Here is a 23,373-nt window from a genome sequence, read left to right as displayed (position 1 = left end):
GGTCTTATAATAATGAAAGACCTAATATGGCTATCGGTGGCATTACACCAAGGCAGAAACTAGCTTTAGTGGCTGCTTAACTCTCTATTTTTGATGTCGGTTAAAAATGGGGGGATTACCGCGTGAATTGCTTAAGCCATCCAGAAGATCTTTGAATGTCGCGGACAAGTCATTCATCTAAATGACAACTCAGCCGTATGGATGTGGCTTGTGTCTGAGAGATCCTCACTTGTCTAACCGTTGGGCCTTGGCCCGACAACTCTTTGATTCGAACTAATAATGTGATTGAGCTTGCCTTGGTGCATCAATACATCAAATCTCTTTGGAGCATGATATGGATTTTGTCGAGCCAAAGCCCAATCTCTAGCTATTTCTGATTCAAAGACACGCTATGCTAAAGAGGTGTTTGCGAACGATTAAACACGTCCATAATAAAGAGGCCCTAAAAAGCTCGATTTGAGGTAATTTAAAATCGAGCTTTTTAAACATATTAAACCTTATTGAGGACCTTTTATTTTTGCCTCTATCTCTTTTTCCTGCTCTAATAAACCTTCTTGAACTGGTTTAAATGCTTTTGCAGAAGCAGTATCTGGAGTAGTGAAGAAAGTACCTGCATATCCTTTCCTGGTTGTCGCTTCAACTACCAAGGCGGGTACAATAGTCAGCGCGGCAATAACCCCCAATATACCCTTTAAAGTGGCAACAAGACCTCTTACAAAGGAGTTTCCACGATGCATTTTTAGCACGGGATCGAGGGCATAAGTATAATGATTAATCGTATTAGTTAACTGCACAAGCCTCTCTTTGCTGGGCTTAGCGAAGAATTGATCACCAAAGTACGTCAAATCTCTATGAGCGAATTGAACCAACTCAGCTGCACTTTTGTATTTTGTATCACCATTTTTGTATTTTTTGTCCAAATGAGTATGAATCGCCAATAAGTCTTTCATCAATTGATTAAATTGAGTCTGTTCTTTTGACAAATCAATTTTTGGTTCAACTGGTTGTTTCTGTTCATTCAGCACGGGTGGAATACTCATATCAGCTGAACCTTGTATTGAAGGTTCAATCATTGGAGCAATTGAGGTAGTGACAGCTGGTGTACCTGATAAAGGAACATGAACATACTGAATAGCGCCTTGTATACTTCCAGTTAGTCCTTCCAACCCTAACTCCTTTTTTTGTTGTTTTGTAGGAGTACTAACAAGTAATCGACCGGCCTCTAACATCACAGCCATAGTGCCTATAAAACTGATGACTTCTTCAGCTTTGAAGCCAGGTCTTCCTTTTGAAGCATCTAATGTTTGACTTAAAGCAGTGAATAATGCACGCTCAGTGATCGTTCTGTTCATCAATTTAGATAAAACTTGTGGATTTTTCGCATTTTGCATCACAAGACCCGTCAGATCTTCCAAATGTTCAATAGCAGGAACACTTTGCATATCGAAATTCTGAAGTTGCAGCAAAGCACCTACCTCTTCAGGTGAAGTTAATGACATAACCAGCCCTGCTTCTCCACTTAAGCCTTGTTTGTATAAATGGAAGAAAATGCTATTAAGAGTTTGTTGAGGCGATCTGATGAAGTCACGAATATCAATATGAACGCTGCCAACATTGCCTTTACGTTTACCATTACCATACAGGATGGATAAGTGAGTTTTCTCACCATTCATCAAAGCATTCACGTCTTTTTCCATAGCTTTAACAATTTGACCTAAAACACCAGCCTTGCTTGATTTGGTATTTGCTAACTGATTCATAAGAACTCGAATCAATTCATTTTGCGATGTCTTAGGCAAATCCGCTACCACAAGAGCTCCTGCATTACTTCCAGCACCTGTAATCGCTTTCATCCGTGTATTATCCAGTAAACCGCTTAGCTCTTCTTTGGAACTTCCTCCGATAAGGCTAACAACCATATCTTGAACTGTCATTTTTGAAACAGTTTCTCGTGCTTTTGTAACAGCCAAGGCGATTTGATTACGTACCTGGCGATCCTGCTCATCAATTTGTTCTATATGCCGATTGACTTGTTCTGCAATAGAGGAAAGCTCTCTGTGTTGCGTTGCACGTTCTCTAACAGGTAGTAAATCTAAAGCCCTTCGTAAGTCAGCAGACAAGAGTCTGTAGCTATTGAGGGATTGATCGATGGTCGTGGTATTAGCCTTTAACACTTGTTCTGCTGCCTGGCGTACAGCAGGGAAAATTGATTGGACTTTTTCTCTTGCTGCATGTTCTTTAATCTCATTTGCTTCTGCGTCAACTTTAATTTGTTGTTCAGCCTCTTCTTTTAATCTCATAAGATTACGGATTTTTTGATTCAAAGGACTGCGCTCTTCTTTTGGATAGGATGTTTTCACATCACGTAATTGTCGTGTTTGTTCTTGAGTGAGTTGATATTGATCAAAATATTGTGATAACTGAGTGAATTTATTCGTCCAAATCGAGAGTCTCTCAACATTGTTAGTGCCTACCGTATATCTCTCTCTGTTTATGTCAGCGATTACAGTTCGTAACTCATTTAGTTTTTGATTAAATTTTTTATCATTCAATTTTGGCATGATATCAGCGCTCGAAGTTAATGTGACCTAATTATAAACACTTTAATCCAAAAAGTCACACCGAGATATTTGAAAAAAGATATTATAGATAAGTAAATTTACTTATTGAATAAAATGATAATCAAAGTAGTGCTATAAAAAAGATAAACTTGTGCGGTATTAACCACACAAGTTAAAATCGAAAAGATAAAAAATTAAGCGATTTTACTCATTAATTTAATAAATGATTATTTAGCAGGAATAATTTCAAGTTGTAAATTAGCAATAACATCGCTATGAACATGTACTTCAACAGTATAGTTACCAATCGAATGCAAGGGGCCTTCTGGCATTACAATTTCACGCTTGCTGATTTCAATTGCTTTTTCTACCAAAGCATCTTTAATTTCATTAACGCCAACAGAACCGTATAATTTACCCTCATCACTAGCCATAGCGCTAATCACTAAAGTAATATCGTTTATTTTTGAAGCACGTTGCTCAGCCTGAGCTAAAGCTTGTTGTGCTTTTTTCTCAAGTTCTGCACGACGTTTTTCAAATAACTCGATACTTTTCTCTGTAGCAAAAACTGCTTTATTTTGTGGAATCAAATAATTACGACCATAACCTGACTTTACGTTCACTTTATCACCCAGATTTCCCAGGTTTCGTACTTTCTCTAATAAGATTACTTCCATCTTAATAACCCCTTAAGTTGATTCTCTCACCCTAGCTGGGAGATATAATCTAAAATTAAATAAACTATCCAATACGCCAAAAACAATATATGCAAACAGGACAAAAGCAGGCTTTAATAAAATTATCAGAAATAATAAAATTACTACTCTTACCTGTCGTTTGCGTGCTAATGCAAAGTATGCCAAAGAAAAACCTGATAACAAAAAATAACCGAGAATAAGCGGTAATAAATTAATCGCATAAGATACTTCAAAATACGATGCAATCGATACCATCACCAAAATTAAAAAGGCTAATCTTCCGCTACGAAATTCCAGTATTTCTGTTTTAAAGCCCTCGGGCAAAAATAACTTTGACTGAATTGATCGTGCAAACAGTAAGGAGATCATTGCAGAAAAAATCACGCTTAAAATTTGCAAGCCAAAAAAGAGCTGAGCCAAAATAAAAGAACTTAAGCCATCTGTATTGCTGTTTAGGATTTGATTGTATTCCTGAAATTGAACCAGCAGATGTTTGAACTGGTCAAACTGGCCAATAACAAAATCCGGAGCAATAAGCTGAAGGCTGGTAAATCCAATAAATGCTTGTATAAAAAAGATACCGAAAACAGATTGCCAACTGGTTGTAGCGCGTAATGTTACCGCAGCTATAAAACAGGGGACATAAGTTATCAGAGTATTTATTATCGCACTTTCTACTGGCACCAGCATCAACAACGGAACAGAATGAACCACAAGCGCAGGTAACATTACTTCAAAGCCAGGTTTTGCCCCTTTTCTCAAGGTAACTAAAGAAACAAGAGCAACAGATAGCCAGGAAGCAAAAGGCAATATGGAAAAAATAACAGCAAACATTATCGCCTGCTGTTTATTTTCAAGCACTATTTTACTTTGTCTCGTTATAAAATTGCCTGCACGCATCATTATTATTATCTATGGCTGTCACAATAGGGCAATAAACCAATGAAACGAGCATGCTTGATTGCTTTGGCTAATTGTCTTTGAAAACGAGTTTGAGTACCGGTGATTCTGCTAGGTACTATCTTTCCTGTTTCGGATATGTAATTTTTTAATAAATTAATATCTTTATAATCAATTTCATTACCACCTTCAGCACTGAAGCGGCACATTTTTTTTCTACGGAAATAAGCTGACATCAATGTTCTCCTCTTAAGCAGTTCTGGTTTCTTTTTCTTTCTTCATCAACACGGATTCACTTGTAATCGCTTGTTTTTGAACAGTAATTAAATTTCTTAAAATTGCATCATTAAATTTAAATGCATTTTTAATTTCTTCCAGGGCTTCAAGATTACACTCGATGTTTAGCAAAATGTAATGCGCTTTATGTACATCGTTTATTGGATATGCTAACTGGCGACGACCCAGATCTTCTTTACGGTGAATAATGCCATTGTGTTTACTTATGATCCCTTCGTAGCGTTCAACCATTGCAGGTACTTGTTCGCTTTGATCTGGGTGCACAAGAAACATAATTTCGTAATGTCTCATGGTTTCTCCTTGTGGATAAAGCCTTCTGATTCTACATTGAGCCAGTAAGGCAAGGTTTAAAAAGCTGCCAATTATAACTGGTTTATAAACTATATACAAATGAAACATGAATAGTTCTGTTTTTAAATTAATTCACAGCTGATATTTAATAAAATTTGATTGGTAGTTACAGGTTAAAACGTTTGAAAAGCTTTGAGTGGAATAGCGGGTTGATGTACATGAGGCACCAGAGCAAGTCTAATCGCTCCTAAATCATTTATAAATTCGAATCAATTAAATTTCGGGCCAAGGCCCAATCTAAGGTTAAAAAGTAAGGAGCTCTCATGCATAAAGCGCAGGAAATAAGGGAAAATGAGAGCATATCAACAGACCCTAATATATTGCATACTCAATCTATCTTATGTACGAACCCGCTGTTCTTGCACTGGCTTTTGTGCTCATATTGGATACACTTGTTTTCTATTAAATCAAAAGTAAAATTATTTCTTTAATTTTGGCTGAATTTATAGTGACAAGCATCCCTGAATTAGGTTACCGTCCACATATTAAAAGGCAAAGATTTACAGTTAACCTTAATACATAACTAATTATTAAATAATGAGGTTTTTTGATGGATATTATATCTCTTCAATTTGAAGATCCACTAATAATTCGCATTGGAGATACCGTTGTAAAAATTCTTGCTTTCAAAACTCAGGAGCATGGCAATATAAAATTTGGGGTTGAAGCTCCCAGAACTATCAATATACATAGAGAAGAGATCTTCCATGCCATCAAACAAAAAGAACTTTTAAATGCAGTAGACTAACATTTTTCCAATGCAGAATAATATCAATCGATCCATACCCTTACTCGTATGTTTGATAATTGGCTTATCTTTTTGTGTATTGCTCATCAACCACTTTTTATTTAAATTTCCGGGAAATAACTTTTTCCCGGAAGGCACCCCTGTTCTTGCCTTAATCCTATGCATCAATTATTTGGGATTATTTGTATACTTCGGCGCACATTCGAAAGCCAGTCGTTCTGGTAAAGAATTACTGTATTTTTTTTTCGTGATGTGTCTTATTGCACTGGCTACAAATGCCGTGCAGCTGACCCCATTTTCTCCTATAGATATCTACATAGTCCAGTTCGAATCCAAACTGAATATTAACATGGTTAGTATATTGGAATGGACAAATAATTATCAATGGTTTAAGTTAATGCTCACCATCATTTACAGTTCCATACACTATCAGATGAGTATCATCCCGCTGCTCATCATTGCTTCAGGCAAGTTTTATCTTCTGAGAGATTATTATTTTCTATTGCTGGTTACAGTAATTATAGGTTTTACATTTTATTATTTTTTTCCAACAACAGCTCCTGCCAGCATTCTGTCCAGCTCACTATTTTTACCGGAACAAATTGCTACGGGGTATAAATTCAACCAAATACATAATCACATTAATCCGACAACAAATGAAGGAGGATTAATCGCTTTACCTTCATTCCATACGGTATGGGCCATATTTTGTGTCTATTTACTAAAAGAATGGATGTTACCCTGTGCTATTTTGCTCATAATTAATGTATTGCTCATTATCTCATGCGTGCTATTGGGCTGGCATTATCCCATAGATATTTTTGGTGGATTAATACTGGCAGCAGCAGGATTTTATTTACTAAAGCTGGCCAGGGACCGAATTAGCCTTTGCTGAATTGCCTCACAATTCCTGTCGGATTTGCTAGCTCATTCTGAATTATTTTATAAGAACTCAATTGGTGTTGGTTCTTTTTAGTTAGTAAAATTTTAGTTAAATTCTCAAGATTTGAATTTGATTGGCCTTTTAGTGGAGGTTGGACTTGAATGTAGTTAATGCCATCTTGAGTTCCAATCTTTACAGGTTCATTAATAACTCGCACTGGTGTACCTGTTGATACCAACTCATAAAGATGCTCTATATCTTCTGGCAGCATACGAATACATCCCGCACTTACTCGCGCGCCCACTCCATCAGCTCTGTTAGTACCATGAATAAGAAAAGTAGGCCACCCCAGACGTAACGCATGCCTTCCAAGAGGATTATCCGGTCCGGGAGGAAATACTTCAGGCAATGGTGCACCAATCTCTTCCGCGGCAGCACGTACTTTTGCCGTAGGCCTCCAGACTGGATTAATCACTTTGTGAGTAACTCGGGTAAGTCCCACCGGAGTATTCCACCCTTCTTTACCTATCCCTACAGGAAAAGTAACAACAACATTCTCATCGTCAGGAAAATAATACAAGCGATATTCAGCAAGATTAATAACAATACCTGTTCTGGGCACATCGGGAATAATGTATTGAGAAGGAATAATTAAACGAGTATGAGCTGGCAGCGAGTGAACGGGATCAGCCTGGGGGTTCGCTCTAACCATTTCATAATAACCGAGGCCAAATCGGCGCCCTACCTCATCGATAGACTCATCACTCTTTGAATAGGAATAGTGAATTTCTCCCACAACATCACCTGAAGCAGATAAAACAAAAGTTGCGGTGTAAGAACATTTCACAAATAGAGAAAGAATTGAAAAAAAGAATAGCAATAATTTATTGTTTAGCATTAGCAGCTCATAACCAGGATTAATGCGCAAATTACTGTGAATTAACAAGGCAACGGACACAAGCGTTGCCTTGTTCAAATATGGTTATAAACTGGTATCCACTTTAAAACGTTCGCCATATTTCGATTCAAATGTTTTAAATAAAGTTTCCAGCTTGTCTTTACCGAAATCATTGGCATAGTTCATTGGGCCACCACGAAATGGAGCAAAGCCAGTTGCGAATATCATCCCAGCATCAAGCAAATCAGAGTCAGCTACAACCCCCTCACGCAAACAAGCCGCAGACTCGTTAACCATTCTAAGGATTAATCGATCTGCAATTGTTTTATCAATTGTCGCAGCAGGACGTTTTTTAACTGCTTTGCCTTTCTTATACTGATAAAACCCTTCTCCTGTTTTACGACCCAGTTTTCCTGCTTTAACCATATCGCGTAATTTCTGAGGAACAGTTCCACCAAAATGGCTGGTGAGATTTTCAGCTACTGCAAGACATACATCCATGCCAACAGTATCCGCTAACTCAACAGGCCCCATGAACATTCCAAATTCAAGGGCTGCTTCATCAATAGTTTCCCCGCTATAGCCTTCATCCAGGAGTTGAACACACTCCATTAAATAAGGCATCAACACTCGGTTTACCAAAAATCCAGGACTGGATTTCACAGGTAATGGGAGCTTCCCAATTTGACCAACAAAAGCACACGAGTTGTGCTGAACTTTCTTGGCAGTGGTTGAACTGCTTACGATTTCAACCAGATCCATTTTAGCAACAGGATTAAAAAAATGTATTCCTACCAAACGTTTCGGATCCGCCATGACAGAGCTAATTTCATCCAAGGGAATGCTGGACGTATTCGTAGCAATAATGGCATCTTTCTTGGCTGCCTTTTCAACAGATTTCATAATGTCTTGTTTGACTACCAGATTCTCGAATACTGCCTCGATAATGACATCTGCTTTAGCAATACCATATCCCTCAGGATCAGGAACCAGATTATCCATTGCTGCTTGTATTAAACGAGGTTTACGCAATTTTTTCTTATAAAGCGCATAAGCTCTTCCAATTGCAGGCGCTATTTGAGCATGAGTTTTATCTTGCAAGGTAACATGAATGCCGCGTAAAGCACACCAGGCTGCAATATCACCACCCATAACTCCAGCGCCAATAACATGGACGTGCTTTGCTTTGAACGTGCTGTCCTTCGCAAAGCCTTTTAATCGCTCACGCAAATGAAAGGCACGAATCAGATTTTTAGAAGTATCTCCATTAGAAACAAGTTGTTCTACTGAATCTGCTTCTTTCAAATAAGCTCTGTCACCAAAACCACCCTCTTTCTCCCAAAGATCAATTACAGCATAAGGCGCTGGATAATGTTCTTTACGAACACGTTTCGCGACATTGTAACGGAGCAGATAAGCAATAGGTTTTCTCAACCAGGTACTGTTTGTTAATCCATCAATAAAAGATGGTTTATGCTTGGGGGGTTTATTCTTGATAAAATACTCAGCCGATCTTTTCAATTGTCTTACTGGAACTACTTCATCAATCATACCAAGACTTTTTGCTCGCGAAGCAGAGATTCCACTGCCAGTAAGAATTACTTGTGATAAGGCTTTAAAACCACCGATCAGTTGAGGTAATCGAACGGTTCCTCCCCAGCCGGGATGAATACCTAACATCACTTCAGGCAAACCGATACGAGTATCTTGTTCATCCGTTGCAATACGGTAGGTACACGCAAGGGCTAACTCAAAACCACCACCCATGCAAAAACCATTAATCATTGCTACCGTTGGAATCGATAAATTTTGTAATCGAGAAAATACAGCTTGACCTTTCTGTAAAAAATCTACTGCCTGGGCAGCATTTTCAAATTGAGAGAATGCATTAACATCAGCACCAGCGATAAAGCCTTTTTCTTTTAGTGAATAAATTACTAATCCAATAGCTTTTTTATCCTGAGCGATTTCTTGTAAGAGGCTATTTAATTCATCCAGTACTTCTTCATTAATGCTATTAATGGCCGCATCTTTTCTGTTAATGCCTAACCATAAAATTGCATCTTTATCTCGTTGAAGATCCCAATGTTTGTAATTATTCATGTCCTTTCACCTCAGTCACTCGTTCAAGATACATAGCACCACCTTGACCACCGCCAATGCATATGGAAGCCATACCCCGGGACTCATTTCTTTGTTCCATTGATTTTAGTGTATGCAGGACAATACGTGCACCACTGGCTCCAATGGGATGACCAGCCGCTATGGCCCCACCCTCACTATTCAATCTATCCATTGATGGGCCACCCATAGCTTCAGATAATCCCAGTTGAGTTTTGCAATATTCTTCATCATTCCATGCTGCTACACATCCTAAAACCTGTGCTGCAAATGCCTCATTTATTTCCCAGCAATCGATATCCTGAGGTTTTAATTTATGGCGTAACAATATTGGGGTAACTGCATGAACAGGACCCAAACCCATTTGCGATGGATCCAGAGCAGACCATTGAGAATCCACAATTTTACCAAGAACCTTTAAGTTATATTTTTTTACAGCATCCGCACTGGCCAGTAACAATAAACAGGCACCATCGGTTATTTGAGAACTATTCCCAGCGGTCACCATACCGTATTTTTTATCAAAGAAAGGCTTTAATTTAGCTAATTTTTCAACAGTCGAATCAGCGCGAACTCCATCGTCCTGAGGGTAGACTTTACCTTTAGAATCGATAATAGGCGCTACCTCGGTCATTCTGTTTTCGTTATAAGCCGCTGCGAGTTTTAAATGGCTCTGCACTGCAAACTCATCCATTTGCTCTCGAGTAAGATTAAATCTGTAGGCTACTTTTTCAGCGGTTTGCCCCATATTGAGACCAACAATAGGATCCGTTAGTCCCCTGAGCAATGCAATTACAGGAGCTAGATAAGATGGCCTGAATTGAGAAATCAATCCAACTTTTTGCCCCATACTTTTTGCTGAGTACCAATTTGCAAGCCAGCCTGCCATTTTTTGATTAAAAAGTAATGGAGCATGACTCATGGCATCTGTACCCCCAGCCAAAACCAAATTGCTACGGCCATTGGCAATTTGCATTGCTGCATTATCGAGAGCTTGCATTCCGGATGCACAGTTTCTCATAACGGTAAATGCAGGTACTTTATCACCACATCCCAATCGTAAAGCAACGACACGGGCTATATTCGCTTCATCGGGGCCTGGCATGGCACTACCAATGATGACTTCATCCAAGTCTGATGGAGAAAAAGGTTGTCTGTTCAATAAGGTCATTCCGGCAGCAACGGCCAGGTCAGAACCCGTAAAGGGACCAATTCCTTTGGCTTTGAGAAACGGTGTTCGACTCCCATCAACCACATATACATCTCGACCACTTAAATTCGACTGCTGTTTCATTAGTCCTCCTTATCCGGGCCTGAATTACAGGTATTAACTTAATATTAATAGACACAAAGATTAGCAGTAATCCTTTAAATTTGGAAATTTTTCATTGATTTTTATAAGAAAATAAATCATTGGTCTATCACCATCAATTTAATTTAACTCCGATCCTACCATTGGTTTTTGAGTGCTTTTGTTCTTCAGGATGCATTTAGGATCGAGCCTTAGCTGATAAGTATTCCCTTAATTTAGTCCGATGGCCTTAGTTAAACAATTGTCTTTATTTTCGCTTTCTGACTTAAAAGTTCGAGAACAGTACTCATGAGAAGGCCTGTAGAATAAAGTAGATAAAAAAGCACTTAATAAACCTTTCTCTGACTGCTCCCTTATTTTAATTTCATTCTCAATTGAATGAATTAATTCATCTAATCGCGAGTCTTTATGTTCTAAAACCAATAAAAAGGAATGAAGGCTTTTTAATACTGGTACAGGATGTTTTTGTTGATTACTCAGAGCAAACAGTACGTGTTGCAAGTAATTGAGATCGACACTAACAACATAGTTCAAATCAGCGAACGTTTTTTTCTCAATCTGTCTTAGCATGTTATTCAAAGTGTAATCTATAAGCAGTGATCTATTGGCAATATATTCATTAATCGATCTCAGATCGGAAGAGGATAAAACAGAGTCACTTTCGCATGTTCCATCAAGATATTCTTCCCTTAACACTGCCAGTTCTTTACTGATATTCAGGGCATTGAAAATAGTTTTATCCTTTAAAACATCTATAAAATCAATGCTGAATATCGCCTCCTCATCGGAGCTCTTGGCATGAAGAATAACAAGCCCCACACATCTTTGGGCAAACTGACTTAAAGTGATGTCTTTATTTTTACTGGATTTTAAAAAATTAAAAATATCCTTTACCAGACCCAATATAAACAATGGTTCAAACTCATTATCTGCATAAATTTCTCTTTTAACCAAAGTGATTAGTTGCTTAATAAACAAGACGGCTTTACGAGCCTCGGACACACAAATAGACGCGGCCAGATGTTCAAGAAATTTAAAATACCACATGATTTCATGACACAATAATGAGTGATTGATATGTAATAACATAGATTCTGGCAAAATCATATGACATGTAAATTTGTTGAACATAAAGAATATTTTGCGCGCTTCACTATAAATTTATTCACTAAAATCTAAAGAATTATTGACGAAGTCCAAATACCTGATATACTCCGCAACCATTGATTGGAGAGATGGCCGAGTGGTCGAAGGCGCTCCCCTGCTAAGGGAGTATGGGAGAAATCCCATCGAGGGTTCGAATCCCTCTCTCTCCGCCAATCAACGCGCCCGTAGCTCAGTTGGATAGAGTATTTGGCTACGAACCAAAGGGTCGGAGGTTCGAATCCTTCCGGGCGCGCCATTATCAATTAAAATAACAAAACCCAAATCGAAAAACCACCAAACAAGAATAAGACTTCGTTTCCCGGAAGGGTTCGAACCGATGAGGTTCGACAAAATGCGCAGCGAAGAGCGCGTAGCGCGGCGAAGCATTTTGGACGCGCTTCAGCGCGCCGCAAAGCGGTGAGGAATGAGCAAAAGCGAATAACGAATCCATCCTTGCTCATCAAGTGGCACTCCGTACTTTCAAAGTTAGAAACTCAAATCCCTAATCGAAAAATCACCAAACAAGAATAATTATTTTTTAAGCCTGTGACAAAAAAACCTTAATAATGAGCGCGCTTTTGCGCGCAAGGATTTTACCCCCTCACCCTAAACCCTCTTCCCCACGCTATGCGTGGCAGAGAGGGGATTGGATCGAAAGAAGCTCAATTCTCCCGGACACCAATGCAGTGCGTTCGGGATGACATGGGTAGTTACAAAAAAACTAAAATTCAGTTGTAAAGTTAGTTTAGTATATTAAAATATTCTAATATACACACACTGGAACTTATTATGCCAGCCAGAGCATTAATTTCAGAGAAAATGGCAGAGTTCTTAAGTGCTATTGCTCATCAACACCGAATACGAATCATTGAAGAACTCCAAACCGGAGAGCAAAACGTCAATAGCTTACAAACTATTTTAGGAACAAGTCACTCTGTAGTATCACAACACCTTGCCACACTCAGAGCCCATAAGGTAGTCAAACAACGCAAAAATGGAAATCAGGTTTTTTATCAATTGGTACAACCAGAATTAGCTGATTGGCTTCTTCAAGGACTGACCTATCTTGAAGGAGGATTAAAATCAGATGAAACCATCCGATCTGCAGTTAATGAAGTGAAAACCCTATGGAACCACACTCCAGATCGTCTATATAAGGATAAACAATGAAAACATTGACTAAAGAAATGCAAGAAGCGATTACCCCCGTAATTGCCTTACATTTATTACAAGAAGGCAATAAACGATTCATCAATAACCTAAAAATTAATCGCAACCTGCTGCAACAAGCCAATGAAACCTCTGATGGACAGCATCCTTTTGCAATTATTTTAAGTTGTATTGATTCAAGAACTTCAGTTGAATTGATTTTTGACCAAGGTTTGGGTGATGTATTTAGCGTACGCATTGCTGGAACTATAATTAACGAAGATGTTCTAGGCAGTATGGAGTTTGCCTGTAAAATTGCCGGCGCCAAAATCATAGTCGTATTGGGTCATACCAAGTGTGGTGCCATTAAGGGTGCCTGTGATCATGTAGAAATGGGTCATTTGACTGCATTGTTAACCAAGATTCAACCTGCGGTTAATGCGGAACAGACAGTAATCGAAGACCGTACCTCAAATAATGAAGAGTTTGTTGAAAAAGTGACCGCTATTAATGTGCGCAAAACGGTGCATGCAGTTATGGAGCGTAGCACTATATTAAAAAAACTGATTGAAAAAGGAAAATGCGGAATCATTGGAGGAAATCATGATATTTCTACAGGCGAAGTGAAGTTTTATCAAGATACTAAATTTGGCTTTTTTAAGTCTGAATCTCAATTATTAAAAGCATCGGATAGTCTCCTCCAAATCAGAGCCAAACTTTAGGATGTAATGACCATTGTTCCTCACGACCTAATTAAAATACCTTTTTTAAAAGTGAGGAACACTTGAAGCTGTTGATATTTCATTCTTTTCAGACCTATTTACTGCGAACAACTCCCGAGATCTCCTCACTTTTAAGGTTGGTCCTTGGCTCATAGCCGTCAGGCTAAGGGCCAAGGACCAACCTATCTAGCGAACCCTATCAAATAAAGTTTAATCTACTGCCTCAAGATGCAGCATGAATGAATGGACGGCATGTTTTTAAATAAAAGCAAAATCAAAATTCATTGCCTAAATGACTTGTTCCAAGGAGCATTCATCGTTATTATCTTACGAGTACTCTTGCAAAAAGTAATATACAACCAATGAGCAAAGGCTCATTTTCTCTTTGAAGAAGTACTGGTAGGTCACATTGCATCAAGTGACAGAAAAAGATGTGGTGAACACCCATAATTCTATAGGGATATTCAGATACTTATGTTGAGGACTCTAACAGTAATCATTTGCTTTTTGCTTAGCTCCTGTATGGTTGGACCTAATTTTAAAGAGCCTCAAAAAAAAATTGCTGAACATTGGCTGGAAAACAACCCGTCAGTAAAACAAGCGCCAATTCAAAATGCGAATTGGTGGAATGTATTCCATGATCAGACATTAACCTCATTAATCCAGAATGGATACAAAAACAATCTGTCATTGCAAATTGCGGGGGTACGCGTACTACAAGCCCGAGCTCAACTCGCTCAATCAGTTGGAGAGCTGTATCCTCAGCAACAAGAACTCAATGGAAGCTATACCTATTGGCGGATTGGCGGCAGTCAATTACAAAATGTTTTACCGCCAAATTTCCTGACTGCATCTCTAGGCTTTTCTGCAAGCTGGGAACTCGACTTTTGGGGTAAATACCGCAGAGCCATTCGCTCAAATGATGCAGCGTTTCTTGCATCTTTAGCCGCTTACGATCAAGCATTAGTTACTCTCACCGCCGATATTGCCAGTGCCTTCATAAATATTCGTACCCAGGAAGAACTAATTAAAATAACCAAAACAAATATTCAGGTTCAGACATCAAGCTTGCGAATTGCTAAAGCTCGTTATAAAGGTGGACAAACCAGTTTGCTTGATGTGGAGCAAGCAGAAACAGAATTGGCTGAAACACAATCAAAACTACCTCAACTGATTAGTGAACTGCAACATCAAAAAGATGTGTTGGGTGTTTTATTAGGTACAACTCCAGATAAAGTAGATGCCTTGATCCAAAAAAGTCATGGTATTCCTAAAGCCTCTGCCCGTGTTGCAGTAGGTATACCTAAAGAAGCCGTTGCACGAAGGCCAGATATTTACCAGGCAAGAATGGAGGCTATTGCTCAATCCGAAGCCATAGGCGCGATTAAAGCGAACCTCTTTCCTTCTCTGTCATTAAACGGTTCCTTTTCATTTTCGTCAAACAATATAGGCAGCACTTCGATCAGTGATCTGTTTAACTGGTCAAATCGAACCATTACTGCAGGCCCTTCTATCATATGGCCATTCTTAAATTATGGCCAAATTACAAACTCGGTCCGTGTGCAGGATGCCGTATTCCAACAAGCATTATTAAATTATTTGAATCTTGTGTTAAAAGTTCAACAAGAAGTACAAGATAATATTACTCAATACATCGAATCTCAAAAAACAGAATATTTACTGACCCGAGCCAATGGATCAGCAATCCAATCAACCAAATTAGCGATAATCCGTTATAAAGAAGGAGAGTCTGATTACACTACCGTTCTCAATGCAGAACAGCAGCAACTTCGTGTTCAGACTTCATTGACTAAAGCAAAGGGAGACGTCTCTCTCTCTTTGGTAGCACTATATCGTTCACTTGGCGGTGGCTGGCAAATACGAAATGGTAATGATATTGTTTCTAGTCAGGTAAAAAATGAAATGGCTGAGCGAACCAATTGGGGTAGTTTACTTAAACAATCGAATCATCAAAAACCAGTAACAAACAAACAACAAATAAAACAACTTTATCTACCAACCTGGTAATTTTTATGAATTTAGATAATAAATCGCAATTATTAAAAAAAGCAGCAATTGGATTAGCCATCCTTTGTGTTATCTATCTTGTAATGCACCCACACAAGAGCAACACGCCAAGCCCTCCTCCTCCGGTCGTTATCATCCAAAAACCCAAACTAATGGAAGTAACCGAGTACATCACCCAGACGGGAAACACTGTTGCCTATAATTCGGTTGATTTGGTTGCCAGAGTTGATGGGTATCTTGATTCACAAAAATTTGTAGACGGCACCTATGTTAAAAAGGGACAAGAGTTGTTTGTTATAGAACCTGAACCCTACTACGAACAACTTAAAGCTGCTGAAGCTACAGTAGCAGCACAAAAGGCAGCATATGCTTATGCCAAAACAGAATACGAACGCCAACAACTGATGTACAAACAAAACGCCACTTCATTAAAAAGCGTTGAAAAATGGGCCTCTAAAAAAGATGAGGCCAAAGCAGAAATTGACAAAGCAGAGGCCGATGCCAAAAATGCTGCGATTACTTACAGTTACACTCATGTACTTGCTCCATTTGATGGACGTATTGGACGTCATTTAGTCGATCCAGGTAACCTCGTAGGAAATGGCACTGCAACTAAACTGGCTACAATAGAACAAATCAAGCCCATATACGTTTATATATACCTCAATGAACTGGATTTACTCAAAATACGTGCAGCGGCCAAGAAAAGAGGATTAAAGGCCTCCTCTCTCCCCAAAGTACCTGTTTTTGTCGGATTGCAATCAGAAACTGATTTTCCCCATAAAGGCTCATTGGATTTCGTCAATACAGGCTTGAATTCATCAACAGGCACCATGGAATTCAGAGCACTATTGGAAAATGCACAACTTGATCTTGTTCCTGGGCTTTTTGTCAATGTACGCATTCCCGTATCGGAACCGTCTAAAAAACTAACCATACCGGATACCTCTATTCAATACGATCAGATAGGAGCGTATGTATTGACTGTCGATTCAAATAATTACGTAGTGCTTAAACGCATTGAGACAGGCAGTTTGAATAATGGAATGCGGGCAGTTCTTAAAGGGATTGATCCCCAGGACAATATTATTGTTTCTGGTCTTCAAAATGCGACTCCAAGTCATCTGGTATCGCCGAAAACACAGAATGATGGTTTACAAAAAAAGAATTAGGTAACACTCAATATCATTAATTTAATATCAGGGTTATTCAGGGAGAGTAGCAATTTAAATGATTTCAAAATTTTTTATAGAACGCCCAGTGCTGGCGAATGTAATTGCTCTCTTTCTTGTTTTTATAGGGTTAATTGCTATATATATTTTGCCTGTGGCTCAATACCCGGCCATAGTTCCTCCTACTATTCAGGTCACGGCGAACTATCCAGGAGCAGATGCAAAGACACTGATCAATACTGTTGCCCTACCGATTGAGCAACAAGTAAATGGTGTTGAGGACATGCTGTATATGCAATCGACAAGCACAAACAGCGGTACGTATAATCTGATTGTCACCTTTGCGATTGGCACCGATCTCAACTACGCACAGGTACTAGTCCAAAACCGTGTGCAAGCTGCTTTGGCTCAATTACCTGAATCCGTTCAAAAGCAAGGGGTAGTGGTTCAACAAAAATCCACTGCAATCCTGCAATTCATAACCTTAACATCTAAAAACAATGAATATGATGGAGTTTTCCTAGACAGTTATGCAGAAATTAATATGCAGGATGAATTGTCACGATTACCCGGTGTCGGAAATGTTGTAGTATTTGGTGCAGGCAGTTATGCCATGAGAATTTGGCTTGATCCAGGAAAAATGCAAGCATTTTCACTAAATCCAAGCGACGTCATTAATGCAATCAGTTACCAAAACAAAGAAGTTTCAGCCGGCCAGCTCGGTGCACCACCAACTATGGGCGATCAAGCATATCAGTTAACAGTAAATGTGCCAGGCCAACTTGCTGATGTAAATCAATTCGCTAATATTATCATCAAAACCATAGATACATCCTCCAACGAAACCTCAAATGCCAGCAGCACCGCTCAAATCGTTCGGATAAAAGATGTGGGACGTGTAGAATTAGGTTCATCAAGTTACAGTCAGCTTGCCAAATTTAATGGGAAACCCACTGCGGCAATTGGTATTTATCAATTACCCGGCGCGAATGCTTTGGACGTTGCCAGCGAAGTAAGAAAAACAGTAGAAAAAATGTCTAAAAAATTCCCACCGGGATTACAATATGACATTCCCTTCGACACGACCATGTTTGTTAAAGCGTCAATCAGTGAAGTGTATAAAACACTCATTGAAGCAGGCATACTGGTTTTAATCGTTATTGTGGTTTTTTTGCAAAATTTCCGCGCCACACTGGTACCAGCAACAACAGTTCCGGTAACAATAATAGGAACATTTTTTGCGCTATTGCTGATGGGGTATTCCGTCAATTTGCTCACCCTGTTTGGATTGGTTCTTGCGATTGGTATTGTGGTAGATGATGCGATAGTCATTGTTGAAGGAGTTACCCAGCATATTGAAAAAGGAATGGCTCCCAAAGAAGCATCAATCAAAGCCATGAAAGAACTATTTGGTCCGATTATGGGTATCACCATGGTGCTGATGGCCGTTTTTGTTCCCGCAGGGTTTATGCCAGGACTCACTGGAGCCATGTATGCCCAGTTTGCTCTGGTTATTGCTGCAACTGCCTTTATTAGTGCCATTAATGCGATGACACTCAAACCGACTCAATGTGCACTCTGGCTAAAGCCTGTAGATCCTTCAAAACCCAAAAATATTTTTTTCAGAAGCTTTGATCGAATATACAATCCATTAGAGGAAGCCTATGTAGGGTTTATTGATCGCCTGGTACATCATAGCGGGGTGGTTTGTCTGGTTGGTGCGTTGTTGGTTCTTCTGGCTATTTTTGGTTTGACACGTATTCCTACAGGCTTTATACCTATAGAAGATCAAGGTTATCTTGTCTTGAATATCCAATTACCCGATGGTGCCAGTCTCGGACGAACAAACAAAGTAACTGACGAATTAAGAGACAAAATATCACGTATTGATGGCATAGAAAATATTATTACTATCGATGGGATCTCTCTTTTAGATAATAACTCAAGTCTTTCAAATGCTGGAGTGATGTATTTAATCTTTAAGGATTGGAGTTTAAGAGGAAAATCAGAAGATCTGATGGCGCTCTACACTAAACTCAATGCCATAGCCAAAGAAACTCTGGATGCCAAAGTGATGGTAGTGGTACCCCCTTCCATTCAAGGATTAGGTCTTTCTGGCGGCTTCCAAATGCAGATAGAATTACAAGACGGAAGTTTTGATTATAACAAACTGCAACAAGTTACGGATCAATTTATAAATCAAGGTATGTTACAGCCTGCCGTACAAAATTTGATAACTTCATTTCGTTCCAGGGTACCTCAGGTTTCCGCCCCAATTAATCGGACTAAAGCTGAGGCTCTGGGTGTTCAGGTAGGAGATGCATTTGATGCATTACAAACGTATCTTGGCTCATCCTATGTCAATCTATTCACCAAGTTTGGGCAAGTATTTCAAGTTTACGTCCAGGCTGATGCTAAATCACGAGGCACTGCTGAAGACTTAAGGAATTACTATGTAAAAAATCAATCCGGTTCAATGGTTCCATTAGGCACATTAACAGATGTAAGTCCGGCTGTGGGTCCTGCGATTATCTCACTGTATAACCTCTATCCCTCCAGCAACATAAATGGTATTTCCGCAAAAGGGTTCAGTTCAGGTCAAGGAATTCAAGCAATGGAACAAACCGCCAAAGAACAATTACCTCCAGGATTGTCCTATGAATGGACCAGTACAGCCTATCAGGAAAAAATTGCCGGGAATATGAGTTATTATATTTTTGCGTTATCACTGGTTCTTGTTTATCTGATACTTTCAGGCCAGTATGAAAATTGGCTCATCCCTACCTCCATCATTTTCAGTGTACCCCTCACCTTGATAGGAACAGTATTAGCTCTTTCAAGCCTGGGTATGGATAATAACATGTACACGCAAATCGGCTTGTTACTCTTAATTGCTTTGGCAACGAAAAACGCAATATTGATCATTGAAGTGGCGCATGAGCACCGCCAAATTCATAAGAAATCCATTTTTGAATCAGCAGTTCTGGGAGCAAAAACACGTTTTCGCCCCATTTTAATGACTTCATTTGCGTTTATTATGGGAGTTATGCCCTTGGTATTTGCAACAGGCGCTGGGGCTAATGCACGACGCTCAATCGGGATTGCTGTATCCAGTGGAATGATTGCATCTACATGCCTTGCTGTTGTTTTTGTTCCTGTTTTTTATGTCTTGTTGGAAACCTGGCAAGAAAAAAGAAAGGAAAAACGAACAAATAAAACGGGTGATATTGAGTCAATAAAGCAAGAATAATACCATTCAATCGATGAAGAAATTTGACCCTCAGGCCAACCGGGTAGATTCATGTTTTGTTCATTGCAGAGGCTTATTATCCATAATGCACTGTATACGGCGTGTTTTGACTCCTCTGGGATTGTCTTCGAATTGGCTCCAGGTCCAGACGGGTAACTCACAACCTTTAGATTCAAACAACTGATTCAAATGCAGAACAAGCACTTCTTTTTCATTTATCTCAGGAAGCGTCTGTATCTTAAATTCATTTAAATTATACTGTGTAATTCGATAATCATCAAAATCGAAAGGAAAACTGGCCATTTGTTGTCTTATCAAATCAGCAAAAACAGGTATGACCTTATCTTCTTTCACGCCATAACAAATATCCCCTACACGGCCTTCAATTGCAGATAACCGAGTAAACACATGACCGGATTGATCTTCAACAAGAACATCATCGAGTCGATATCGGATCATGGGCTGAGTGGTGCGCAGCAAATCTGTGATAATGGGTATAAAACGATGTTCATCCACCCATTCTTTTTCAATAATGAGGAACTCTTCATTCATGGTTAAAAGGTTCGTTTGTTTATCGCTGACAGCCAGAAACCCTTCCGTGCATTGATACACTTGAGATACCTGGCACTTGAAGGCTTTTTGTATCAGGGCTTCATCCTGTTTATCAAGAACTTCTGCTACGGAAAATATTTTTTTAGGTGATATATGTAACCTTTTGATCTGTCTTGATAATGCAACCAGAACACTTGCAGGTGCAGACAAAATCGTGGGTTGCAGCGTATTTAATTGATCGATTTGGGTATCAAAGTCATCAAGCAGGTCAAAAAAGGTGAATTGTATCCTCCTGCTTTTGTTCAGTGTCATATAAAGTCGATTATTAGCCCTTAGAAAAAAAGCAATTCGTTCATTGGTTTTCAAACCTGAAGGAAGTACTTTAGCCAATAAGATTCCTGCCCACACACTACGTTCCTTGCTGCTTACAAGAAACAGACCACGTTGACCGCTGGTTCCAGAAGACAAACCGACAGCAATGTCACCGATAAGGGCTGAAAAATCCCTTGATTGTTCCGCGTTCAGAGCAACCTTAATTGCATCACTCTTTTTAATTCCCAGGGTATTAATTGAATCAAAATGTTCCATCATGATGTTTTTATTAATAACAGGCCACTGTTCAAATGGTTTATCTAAATAGTCTTTATAGAATGGGGATTTGGATAAAGTATTTTTTACCAGTACTTTAAATTTTTTTTGCTGGTAACGAAGAAGTTGAGCTCTTGAAGTAAACCAACGCTGTAAAAATAGAGTTTTAAAATAGTAATACACTATACGTACTATCATCGGGCATTACCTTCCAGTGTTTCAGAGATAATCTTGCAATGCGATGGAATAATGTCTATTTCCTTATTATGAGTACTTAAGGCATTTAAACTTCTGATCGTTTGAAGATACTCTTTTTTATTATGGTGGATGAGATAGGTTAACTCAGATGGAAACACCAGGTTTTTGTATGTTTCTTGATGCCAGCAACTGTCTGCGATTAAAAAGGTCTCATTTTTTGATTGAAAATACAAGCCAATTTGACCTTTTGCGTGACCAGGCAAGCTGATGGCAATAAGCTGACCATCACCAAACAAATCAAAACCGGAAACAAAAGGCCTCAAACTGACTGGAAGAGAGGTTTCCGTTTCTAACATGATGACTCGTTGATAAAAATCTTCAGGCAACAGCTTCGGCAAAAATCCTTGCATTAACGCTCTAATTCCTTTTTTATTCCTGACATCCTCAATTGCAGAAGGATGGCATATAAAGCGTGCATTTGGAAAGTCAATGATTCCGCCAATGTGATCCGCATGAAAATGGGAAATCACAATATACTTGATTTCCTCCGGGGGGATGTTGTTCTGTATTAGTTGCTCTTTTAAAGAGTGTTTTAAAACCACAGGGGTCAAACGACTATACAGAGAGAATGGAAATTTTTTGGTTAACTGAAAAAATCGATCACTGTATCCTGTATCGAATAAGATATAACCCTGCTCCGGGTGCTTTATTAGAGCGCATAATGCCGGATATTTTGACTTCTTAAACGGCCCATTACTCCGCGTCATTCGTTCGCAGTGACTGCAATATCCTGCTTCAAATAATCGATATTCAATCATAATGGAGTGCTCCATTTTGCGTATAATTCAAAACCTTGTTCAATGCTCACATTAGGACTGTACTTTAAATCCCTAATCGCAGCGTCGATATTTAAAGTCTGTCCAAAATTAAGAACTCCCACACTGTATCGAGTTAAAATCGGTTCCTTTTTAATGAATGGAAGGCCGTGTATTAGCTCAAGGCATTGAGCAAAAAAATGAGCTTTTGAATAAGAGACGGTTCGAACTGTTAACGGTTTTTTTAAGGCTTTAAAAAGGAGATTTAGTATTGTAATCAAGGTCTTGGGCTCACCATTAGTCAGGTTGTATTTATTTCCCCAAAATCGGGGATCTGCGTGAGCGGCAAGAATCAAACCATCCACCACATTATCCACATAAGTAATGTCAATTAAATTATCTCCACTTCCTATTATAGGAAGCACTCCATTTTTTTCAGATTTTAAAATGCGAGGAATGATTGAACGGTCATAAGGCCCAAAAATAGCTCTTGGTCGTAATGTAATGACGTGAAGTTGTTTGGCTTTATATGCCTCATCAATTAAGGATTCAGCTAACAATTTTGTTTTAACATAATGGTTTGCCGGAGTTTGGGGTAATAAAGCATCTTCTTGAATGTTATAACAATCTTTAAAATCAAAATAAATACTGGGTGATGAAACATAGACAAGTCGAGCATCATAGGGTGTTGCGTCAATTACGTTTTGGGTAGCAACTACATTTGCCTCATAAAACTCCTTAAAAGCACCCCATGGGCTTGATAAAGCAGCGCAATGAAAAATAACATCCATGCCTGTTGCAACAGTTTTCAGGGAATCTCGTTCTTTCAAATCAAGGGGAATAAAATCAGCACCCATTTGATTAAGTTGATCACCCAGCAATTTATTTCGCCCCAAGGCGAGAACTTCATGTCCTTGCTCGAGCAACCGTCGAGTTAAATTCATTCCAAGACAACCAGTACTTCCTGTAACCAAGCAACGCATA

Annotated in this window: 19 protein-coding genes and 2 tRNA genes; 9 read left to right on the top strand and 12 right to left on the bottom strand. The window is 39.0% G+C overall.

Annotated features, from left to right (window positions below):
- Nucleotides 1-497: 497 nt before the first annotated feature.
- The 5 genes from ELY21_RS10690 to rpsF form a co-directional block, all read right to left on the bottom strand.
- On the bottom strand, nucleotides 498-2,561 hold the full coding sequence (locus ELY21_RS10690; RefSeq protein ID WP_127109371.1) for a hypothetical protein: 2,064 nt from the start codon (nucleotides 2,559-2,561) through the stop codon (nucleotides 498-500).
- 227 nt (nucleotides 2,562-2,788) lie between these two features.
- Entirely contained in the window at nucleotides 2,789-3,238 is a 450-nt protein-coding gene (gene rplI / locus ELY21_RS10685) for a 50S ribosomal protein L9 (RefSeq protein ID WP_127109369.1), read from the bottom strand.
- A 12-nt stretch (nucleotides 3,239-3,250) separates the two neighbouring features.
- Nucleotides 3,251-4,162 carry a hypothetical protein gene (locus ELY21_RS10680; protein WP_127109367.1) on the bottom strand — a complete coding sequence of 304 codons (912 nt, stop codon included), beginning with the start codon at nucleotides 4,160-4,162 and terminating at the stop codon, nucleotides 3,251-3,253.
- 5 nt (nucleotides 4,163-4,167) lie between these two features.
- Complete coding sequence (gene rpsR, locus ELY21_RS10675) at nucleotides 4,168-4,395, bottom strand: 30S ribosomal protein S18 (RefSeq protein ID WP_018578206.1); 228 nt, start codon at nucleotides 4,393-4,395, stop codon at nucleotides 4,168-4,170.
- A 13-nt stretch (nucleotides 4,396-4,408) separates the two neighbouring features.
- A complete protein-coding gene (rpsF, locus tag ELY21_RS10670) occupies nucleotides 4,409-4,747 on the bottom strand; it encodes a 30S ribosomal protein S6 (protein ID WP_028384723.1) in 339 nt (112 codons plus the stop codon).
- 610 nt (nucleotides 4,748-5,357) lie between these two features.
- Here rpsF and ELY21_RS10665 point away from each other — a divergent pair.
- Together ELY21_RS10665 and ELY21_RS10660 are read left to right on the top strand one after the other, a co-directional pair.
- Entirely contained in the window at nucleotides 5,358-5,555 is a 198-nt protein-coding gene (locus tag ELY21_RS10665; RefSeq protein ID WP_028384724.1) for a carbon storage regulator, read from the top strand.
- A 10-nt stretch (nucleotides 5,556-5,565) separates the two neighbouring features.
- Nucleotides 5,566-6,450, top strand: coding sequence for a phosphatase PAP2 family protein (locus ELY21_RS10660; protein ID WP_127109365.1), 885 nt, complete (start codon nucleotides 5,566-5,568; stop codon nucleotides 6,448-6,450).
- On the opposite strand, the gene ELY21_RS10655 is transcribed toward ELY21_RS10660, so the two are convergent.
- The 4 genes from ELY21_RS10655 to ELY21_RS10640 form a co-directional block, all read right to left on the bottom strand.
- The gene (locus ELY21_RS10655; protein WP_127109363.1) at nucleotides 6,437-7,336 is read right to left on the bottom strand and encodes a L,D-transpeptidase family protein; all 900 of its coding nucleotides are present in this window, start codon (nucleotides 7,334-7,336) and stop codon (nucleotides 6,437-6,439) included. The two genes, ELY21_RS10660 and ELY21_RS10655, sit on opposite strands and share 14 nt — an antisense overlap.
- A gap of 84 nt (nucleotides 7,337-7,420) precedes the next feature.
- The gene (locus tag ELY21_RS10650) at nucleotides 7,421-9,439 is read right to left on the bottom strand and encodes a 3-hydroxyacyl-CoA dehydrogenase NAD-binding domain-containing protein (RefSeq protein ID WP_127109361.1); all 2,019 of its coding nucleotides are present in this window, start codon (nucleotides 9,437-9,439) and stop codon (nucleotides 7,421-7,423) included.
- The gene (locus ELY21_RS10645; protein ID WP_127109359.1) at nucleotides 9,432-10,751 is read right to left on the bottom strand and encodes an acetyl-CoA C-acetyltransferase; all 1,320 of its coding nucleotides are present in this window, start codon (nucleotides 10,749-10,751) and stop codon (nucleotides 9,432-9,434) included. Before ELY21_RS10645 ends, ELY21_RS10650 begins: the two co-directional genes overlap by 8 nt.
- A gap of 228 nt (nucleotides 10,752-10,979) precedes the next feature.
- Nucleotides 10,980-11,816 (bottom strand): hypothetical protein, encoded by an 837-nt coding sequence (locus ELY21_RS10640; protein WP_127109357.1) that lies wholly within the window; start codon nucleotides 11,814-11,816, stop codon nucleotides 10,980-10,982.
- A gap of 182 nt (nucleotides 11,817-11,998) precedes the next feature.
- Here ELY21_RS10640 and ELY21_RS10635 point away from each other — a divergent pair.
- The 7 genes from ELY21_RS10635 to ELY21_RS10605 all read left to right on the top strand — a co-directional run bounded on the left by ELY21_RS10635 (nucleotide 11,999) and on the right by ELY21_RS10605 (nucleotide 20,236).
- Nucleotides 11,999-12,088, top strand: a tRNA-Ser gene (locus ELY21_RS10635).
- A gap of 6 nt (nucleotides 12,089-12,094) precedes the next feature.
- A tRNA-Arg gene (locus ELY21_RS10630) sits at nucleotides 12,095-12,171 on the top strand.
- Between the two features lie 533 nt (nucleotides 12,172-12,704).
- Nucleotides 12,705-13,085, top strand: a complete 381-nt coding sequence (locus ELY21_RS10625; RefSeq protein WP_127109355.1) for a helix-turn-helix transcriptional regulator — start codon at nucleotides 12,705-12,707, stop codon at nucleotides 13,083-13,085.
- Nucleotides 13,082-13,786: a carbonic anhydrase family protein gene (locus tag ELY21_RS10620; protein WP_127109353.1), complete on the top strand. Its 705-nt coding sequence runs from the start codon at nucleotides 13,082-13,084 to the stop codon at nucleotides 13,784-13,786. Before ELY21_RS10625 ends, ELY21_RS10620 begins: the two co-directional genes overlap by 4 nt.
- Before the next feature lie 474 nt (nucleotides 13,787-14,260).
- Nucleotides 14,261-15,814 carry an efflux transporter outer membrane subunit gene (locus tag ELY21_RS10615; protein ID WP_127109351.1) on the top strand — a complete coding sequence of 518 codons (1,554 nt, stop codon included), beginning with the start codon at nucleotides 14,261-14,263 and terminating at the stop codon, nucleotides 15,812-15,814.
- Nucleotides 15,815-15,819: 5 nt separating this feature from the next.
- Nucleotides 15,820-16,986: an efflux RND transporter periplasmic adaptor subunit gene (locus ELY21_RS10610; RefSeq protein ID WP_127109349.1), complete on the top strand. Its 1,167-nt coding sequence runs from the start codon at nucleotides 15,820-15,822 to the stop codon at nucleotides 16,984-16,986.
- A gap of 58 nt (nucleotides 16,987-17,044) precedes the next feature.
- Nucleotides 17,045-20,236 carry an efflux RND transporter permease subunit gene (locus tag ELY21_RS10605; protein WP_127109347.1) on the top strand — a complete coding sequence of 1,064 codons (3,192 nt, stop codon included), beginning with the start codon at nucleotides 17,045-17,047 and terminating at the stop codon, nucleotides 20,234-20,236.
- A 60-nt stretch (nucleotides 20,237-20,296) separates the two neighbouring features.
- Here the strand turns inward: ELY21_RS10605 and ELY21_RS10600 are convergent, their stop codons facing one another.
- Genes ELY21_RS10600 through ELY21_RS10590 form a run of 3 tightly spaced genes read right to left on the bottom strand, consistent with a single transcriptional unit; the run spans nucleotide 20,297 to nucleotide 23,372 of the window.
- Nucleotides 20,297-21,574, bottom strand: coding sequence for a F390 synthetase-related protein (locus ELY21_RS10600; protein ID WP_127109345.1), 1,278 nt, complete (start codon nucleotides 21,572-21,574; stop codon nucleotides 20,297-20,299).
- Nucleotides 21,571-22,392: an MBL fold metallo-hydrolase gene (locus tag ELY21_RS10595; RefSeq protein WP_127109343.1), complete on the bottom strand. Its 822-nt coding sequence runs from the start codon at nucleotides 22,390-22,392 to the stop codon at nucleotides 21,571-21,573. Before ELY21_RS10595 ends, ELY21_RS10600 begins: the two co-directional genes overlap by 4 nt.
- Nucleotides 22,389-23,372, bottom strand: a complete 984-nt coding sequence (locus ELY21_RS10590) for an NAD(P)-dependent oxidoreductase (RefSeq protein ID WP_127109341.1) — start codon at nucleotides 23,370-23,372, stop codon at nucleotides 22,389-22,391. The genes ELY21_RS10595 and ELY21_RS10590 overlap by 4 nt, the downstream gene beginning before the upstream one ends.
- Nucleotide 23,373 lies beyond the last annotated feature (1 nt).

This window comes from Legionella sp. km535 (assembly GCF_003990085.1).
GTDB classification, from domain to species: Bacteria; Pseudomonadota; Gammaproteobacteria; order Legionellales; family Legionellaceae; genus Legionella; species Legionella moravica.
Note: the sequence above shows the minus strand (reverse complement) of the source record. Positions and strands in the feature narration are given on the sequence as shown.

Bases quoted from the DNA above. Each gene is read 5' to 3' on its own strand.
- ELY21_RS10590 (WP_127109341.1), bottom strand. From the start codon at position 23,372: ATGCGTTGCTTGGTTACAGGAAGTACTGGTTGTCTTGGAATGAATTTA.
- rplI (WP_127109369.1), bottom strand. From the start codon at position 3,238: ATGGAAGTAATCTTATTAGAGAAAGTACGAAACCTGGGAAATCTGGGT.
- ELY21_RS10660 (WP_127109365.1), top strand. From the start codon at position 5,566: ATGCAGAATAATATCAATCGATCCATACCCTTACTCGTATGTTTGATA.
- ELY21_RS10665 (WP_028384724.1), top strand. From the start codon at position 5,358: ATGGATATTATATCTCTTCAATTTGAAGATCCACTAATAATTCGCATT.
- ELY21_RS10610 (WP_127109349.1), top strand. From the start codon at position 15,820: ATGAATTTAGATAATAAATCGCAATTATTAAAAAAAGCAGCAATTGGA.
- ELY21_RS10690 (WP_127109371.1), bottom strand. From the start codon at position 2,561: ATGCCAAAATTGAATGATAAAAAATTTAATCAAAAACTAAATGAGTTA.
- rpsR (WP_018578206.1), bottom strand. From the start codon at position 4,395: ATGTCAGCTTATTTCCGTAGAAAAAAAATGTGCCGCTTCAGTGCTGAA.
- ELY21_RS10640 (WP_127109357.1), bottom strand. From the start codon at position 11,816: ATGTGGTATTTTAAATTTCTTGAACATCTGGCCGCGTCTATTTGTGTG.
- ELY21_RS10680 (WP_127109367.1), bottom strand. From the start codon at position 4,162: ATGATGCGTGCAGGCAATTTTATAACGAGACAAAGTAAAATAGTGCTT.
- ELY21_RS10615 (WP_127109351.1), top strand. From the start codon at position 14,261: ATGTTGAGGACTCTAACAGTAATCATTTGCTTTTTGCTTAGCTCCTGT.
- ELY21_RS10620 (WP_127109353.1), top strand. From the start codon at position 13,082: ATGAAAACATTGACTAAAGAAATGCAAGAAGCGATTACCCCCGTAATT.
- ELY21_RS10655 (WP_127109363.1), bottom strand. From the start codon at position 7,336: ATGCTAAACAATAAATTATTGCTATTCTTTTTTTCAATTCTTTCTCTA.
- rpsF (WP_028384723.1), bottom strand. From the start codon at position 4,747: ATGAGACATTACGAAATTATGTTTCTTGTGCACCCAGATCAAAGCGAA.
- ELY21_RS10625 (WP_127109355.1), top strand. From the start codon at position 12,705: ATGCCAGCCAGAGCATTAATTTCAGAGAAAATGGCAGAGTTCTTAAGT.
- ELY21_RS10605 (WP_127109347.1), top strand. From the start codon at position 17,045: ATGATTTCAAAATTTTTTATAGAACGCCCAGTGCTGGCGAATGTAATT.
- ELY21_RS10650 (WP_127109361.1), bottom strand. From the start codon at position 9,439: ATGAATAATTACAAACATTGGGATCTTCAACGAGATAAAGATGCAATT.
- ELY21_RS10600 (WP_127109345.1), bottom strand. From the start codon at position 21,574: ATGATAGTACGTATAGTGTATTACTATTTTAAAACTCTATTTTTACAG.
- ELY21_RS10595 (WP_127109343.1), bottom strand. From the start codon at position 22,392: ATGATTGAATATCGATTATTTGAAGCAGGATATTGCAGTCACTGCGAA.
- ELY21_RS10645 (WP_127109359.1), bottom strand. From the start codon at position 10,751: ATGAAACAGCAGTCGAATTTAAGTGGTCGAGATGTATATGTGGTTGAT.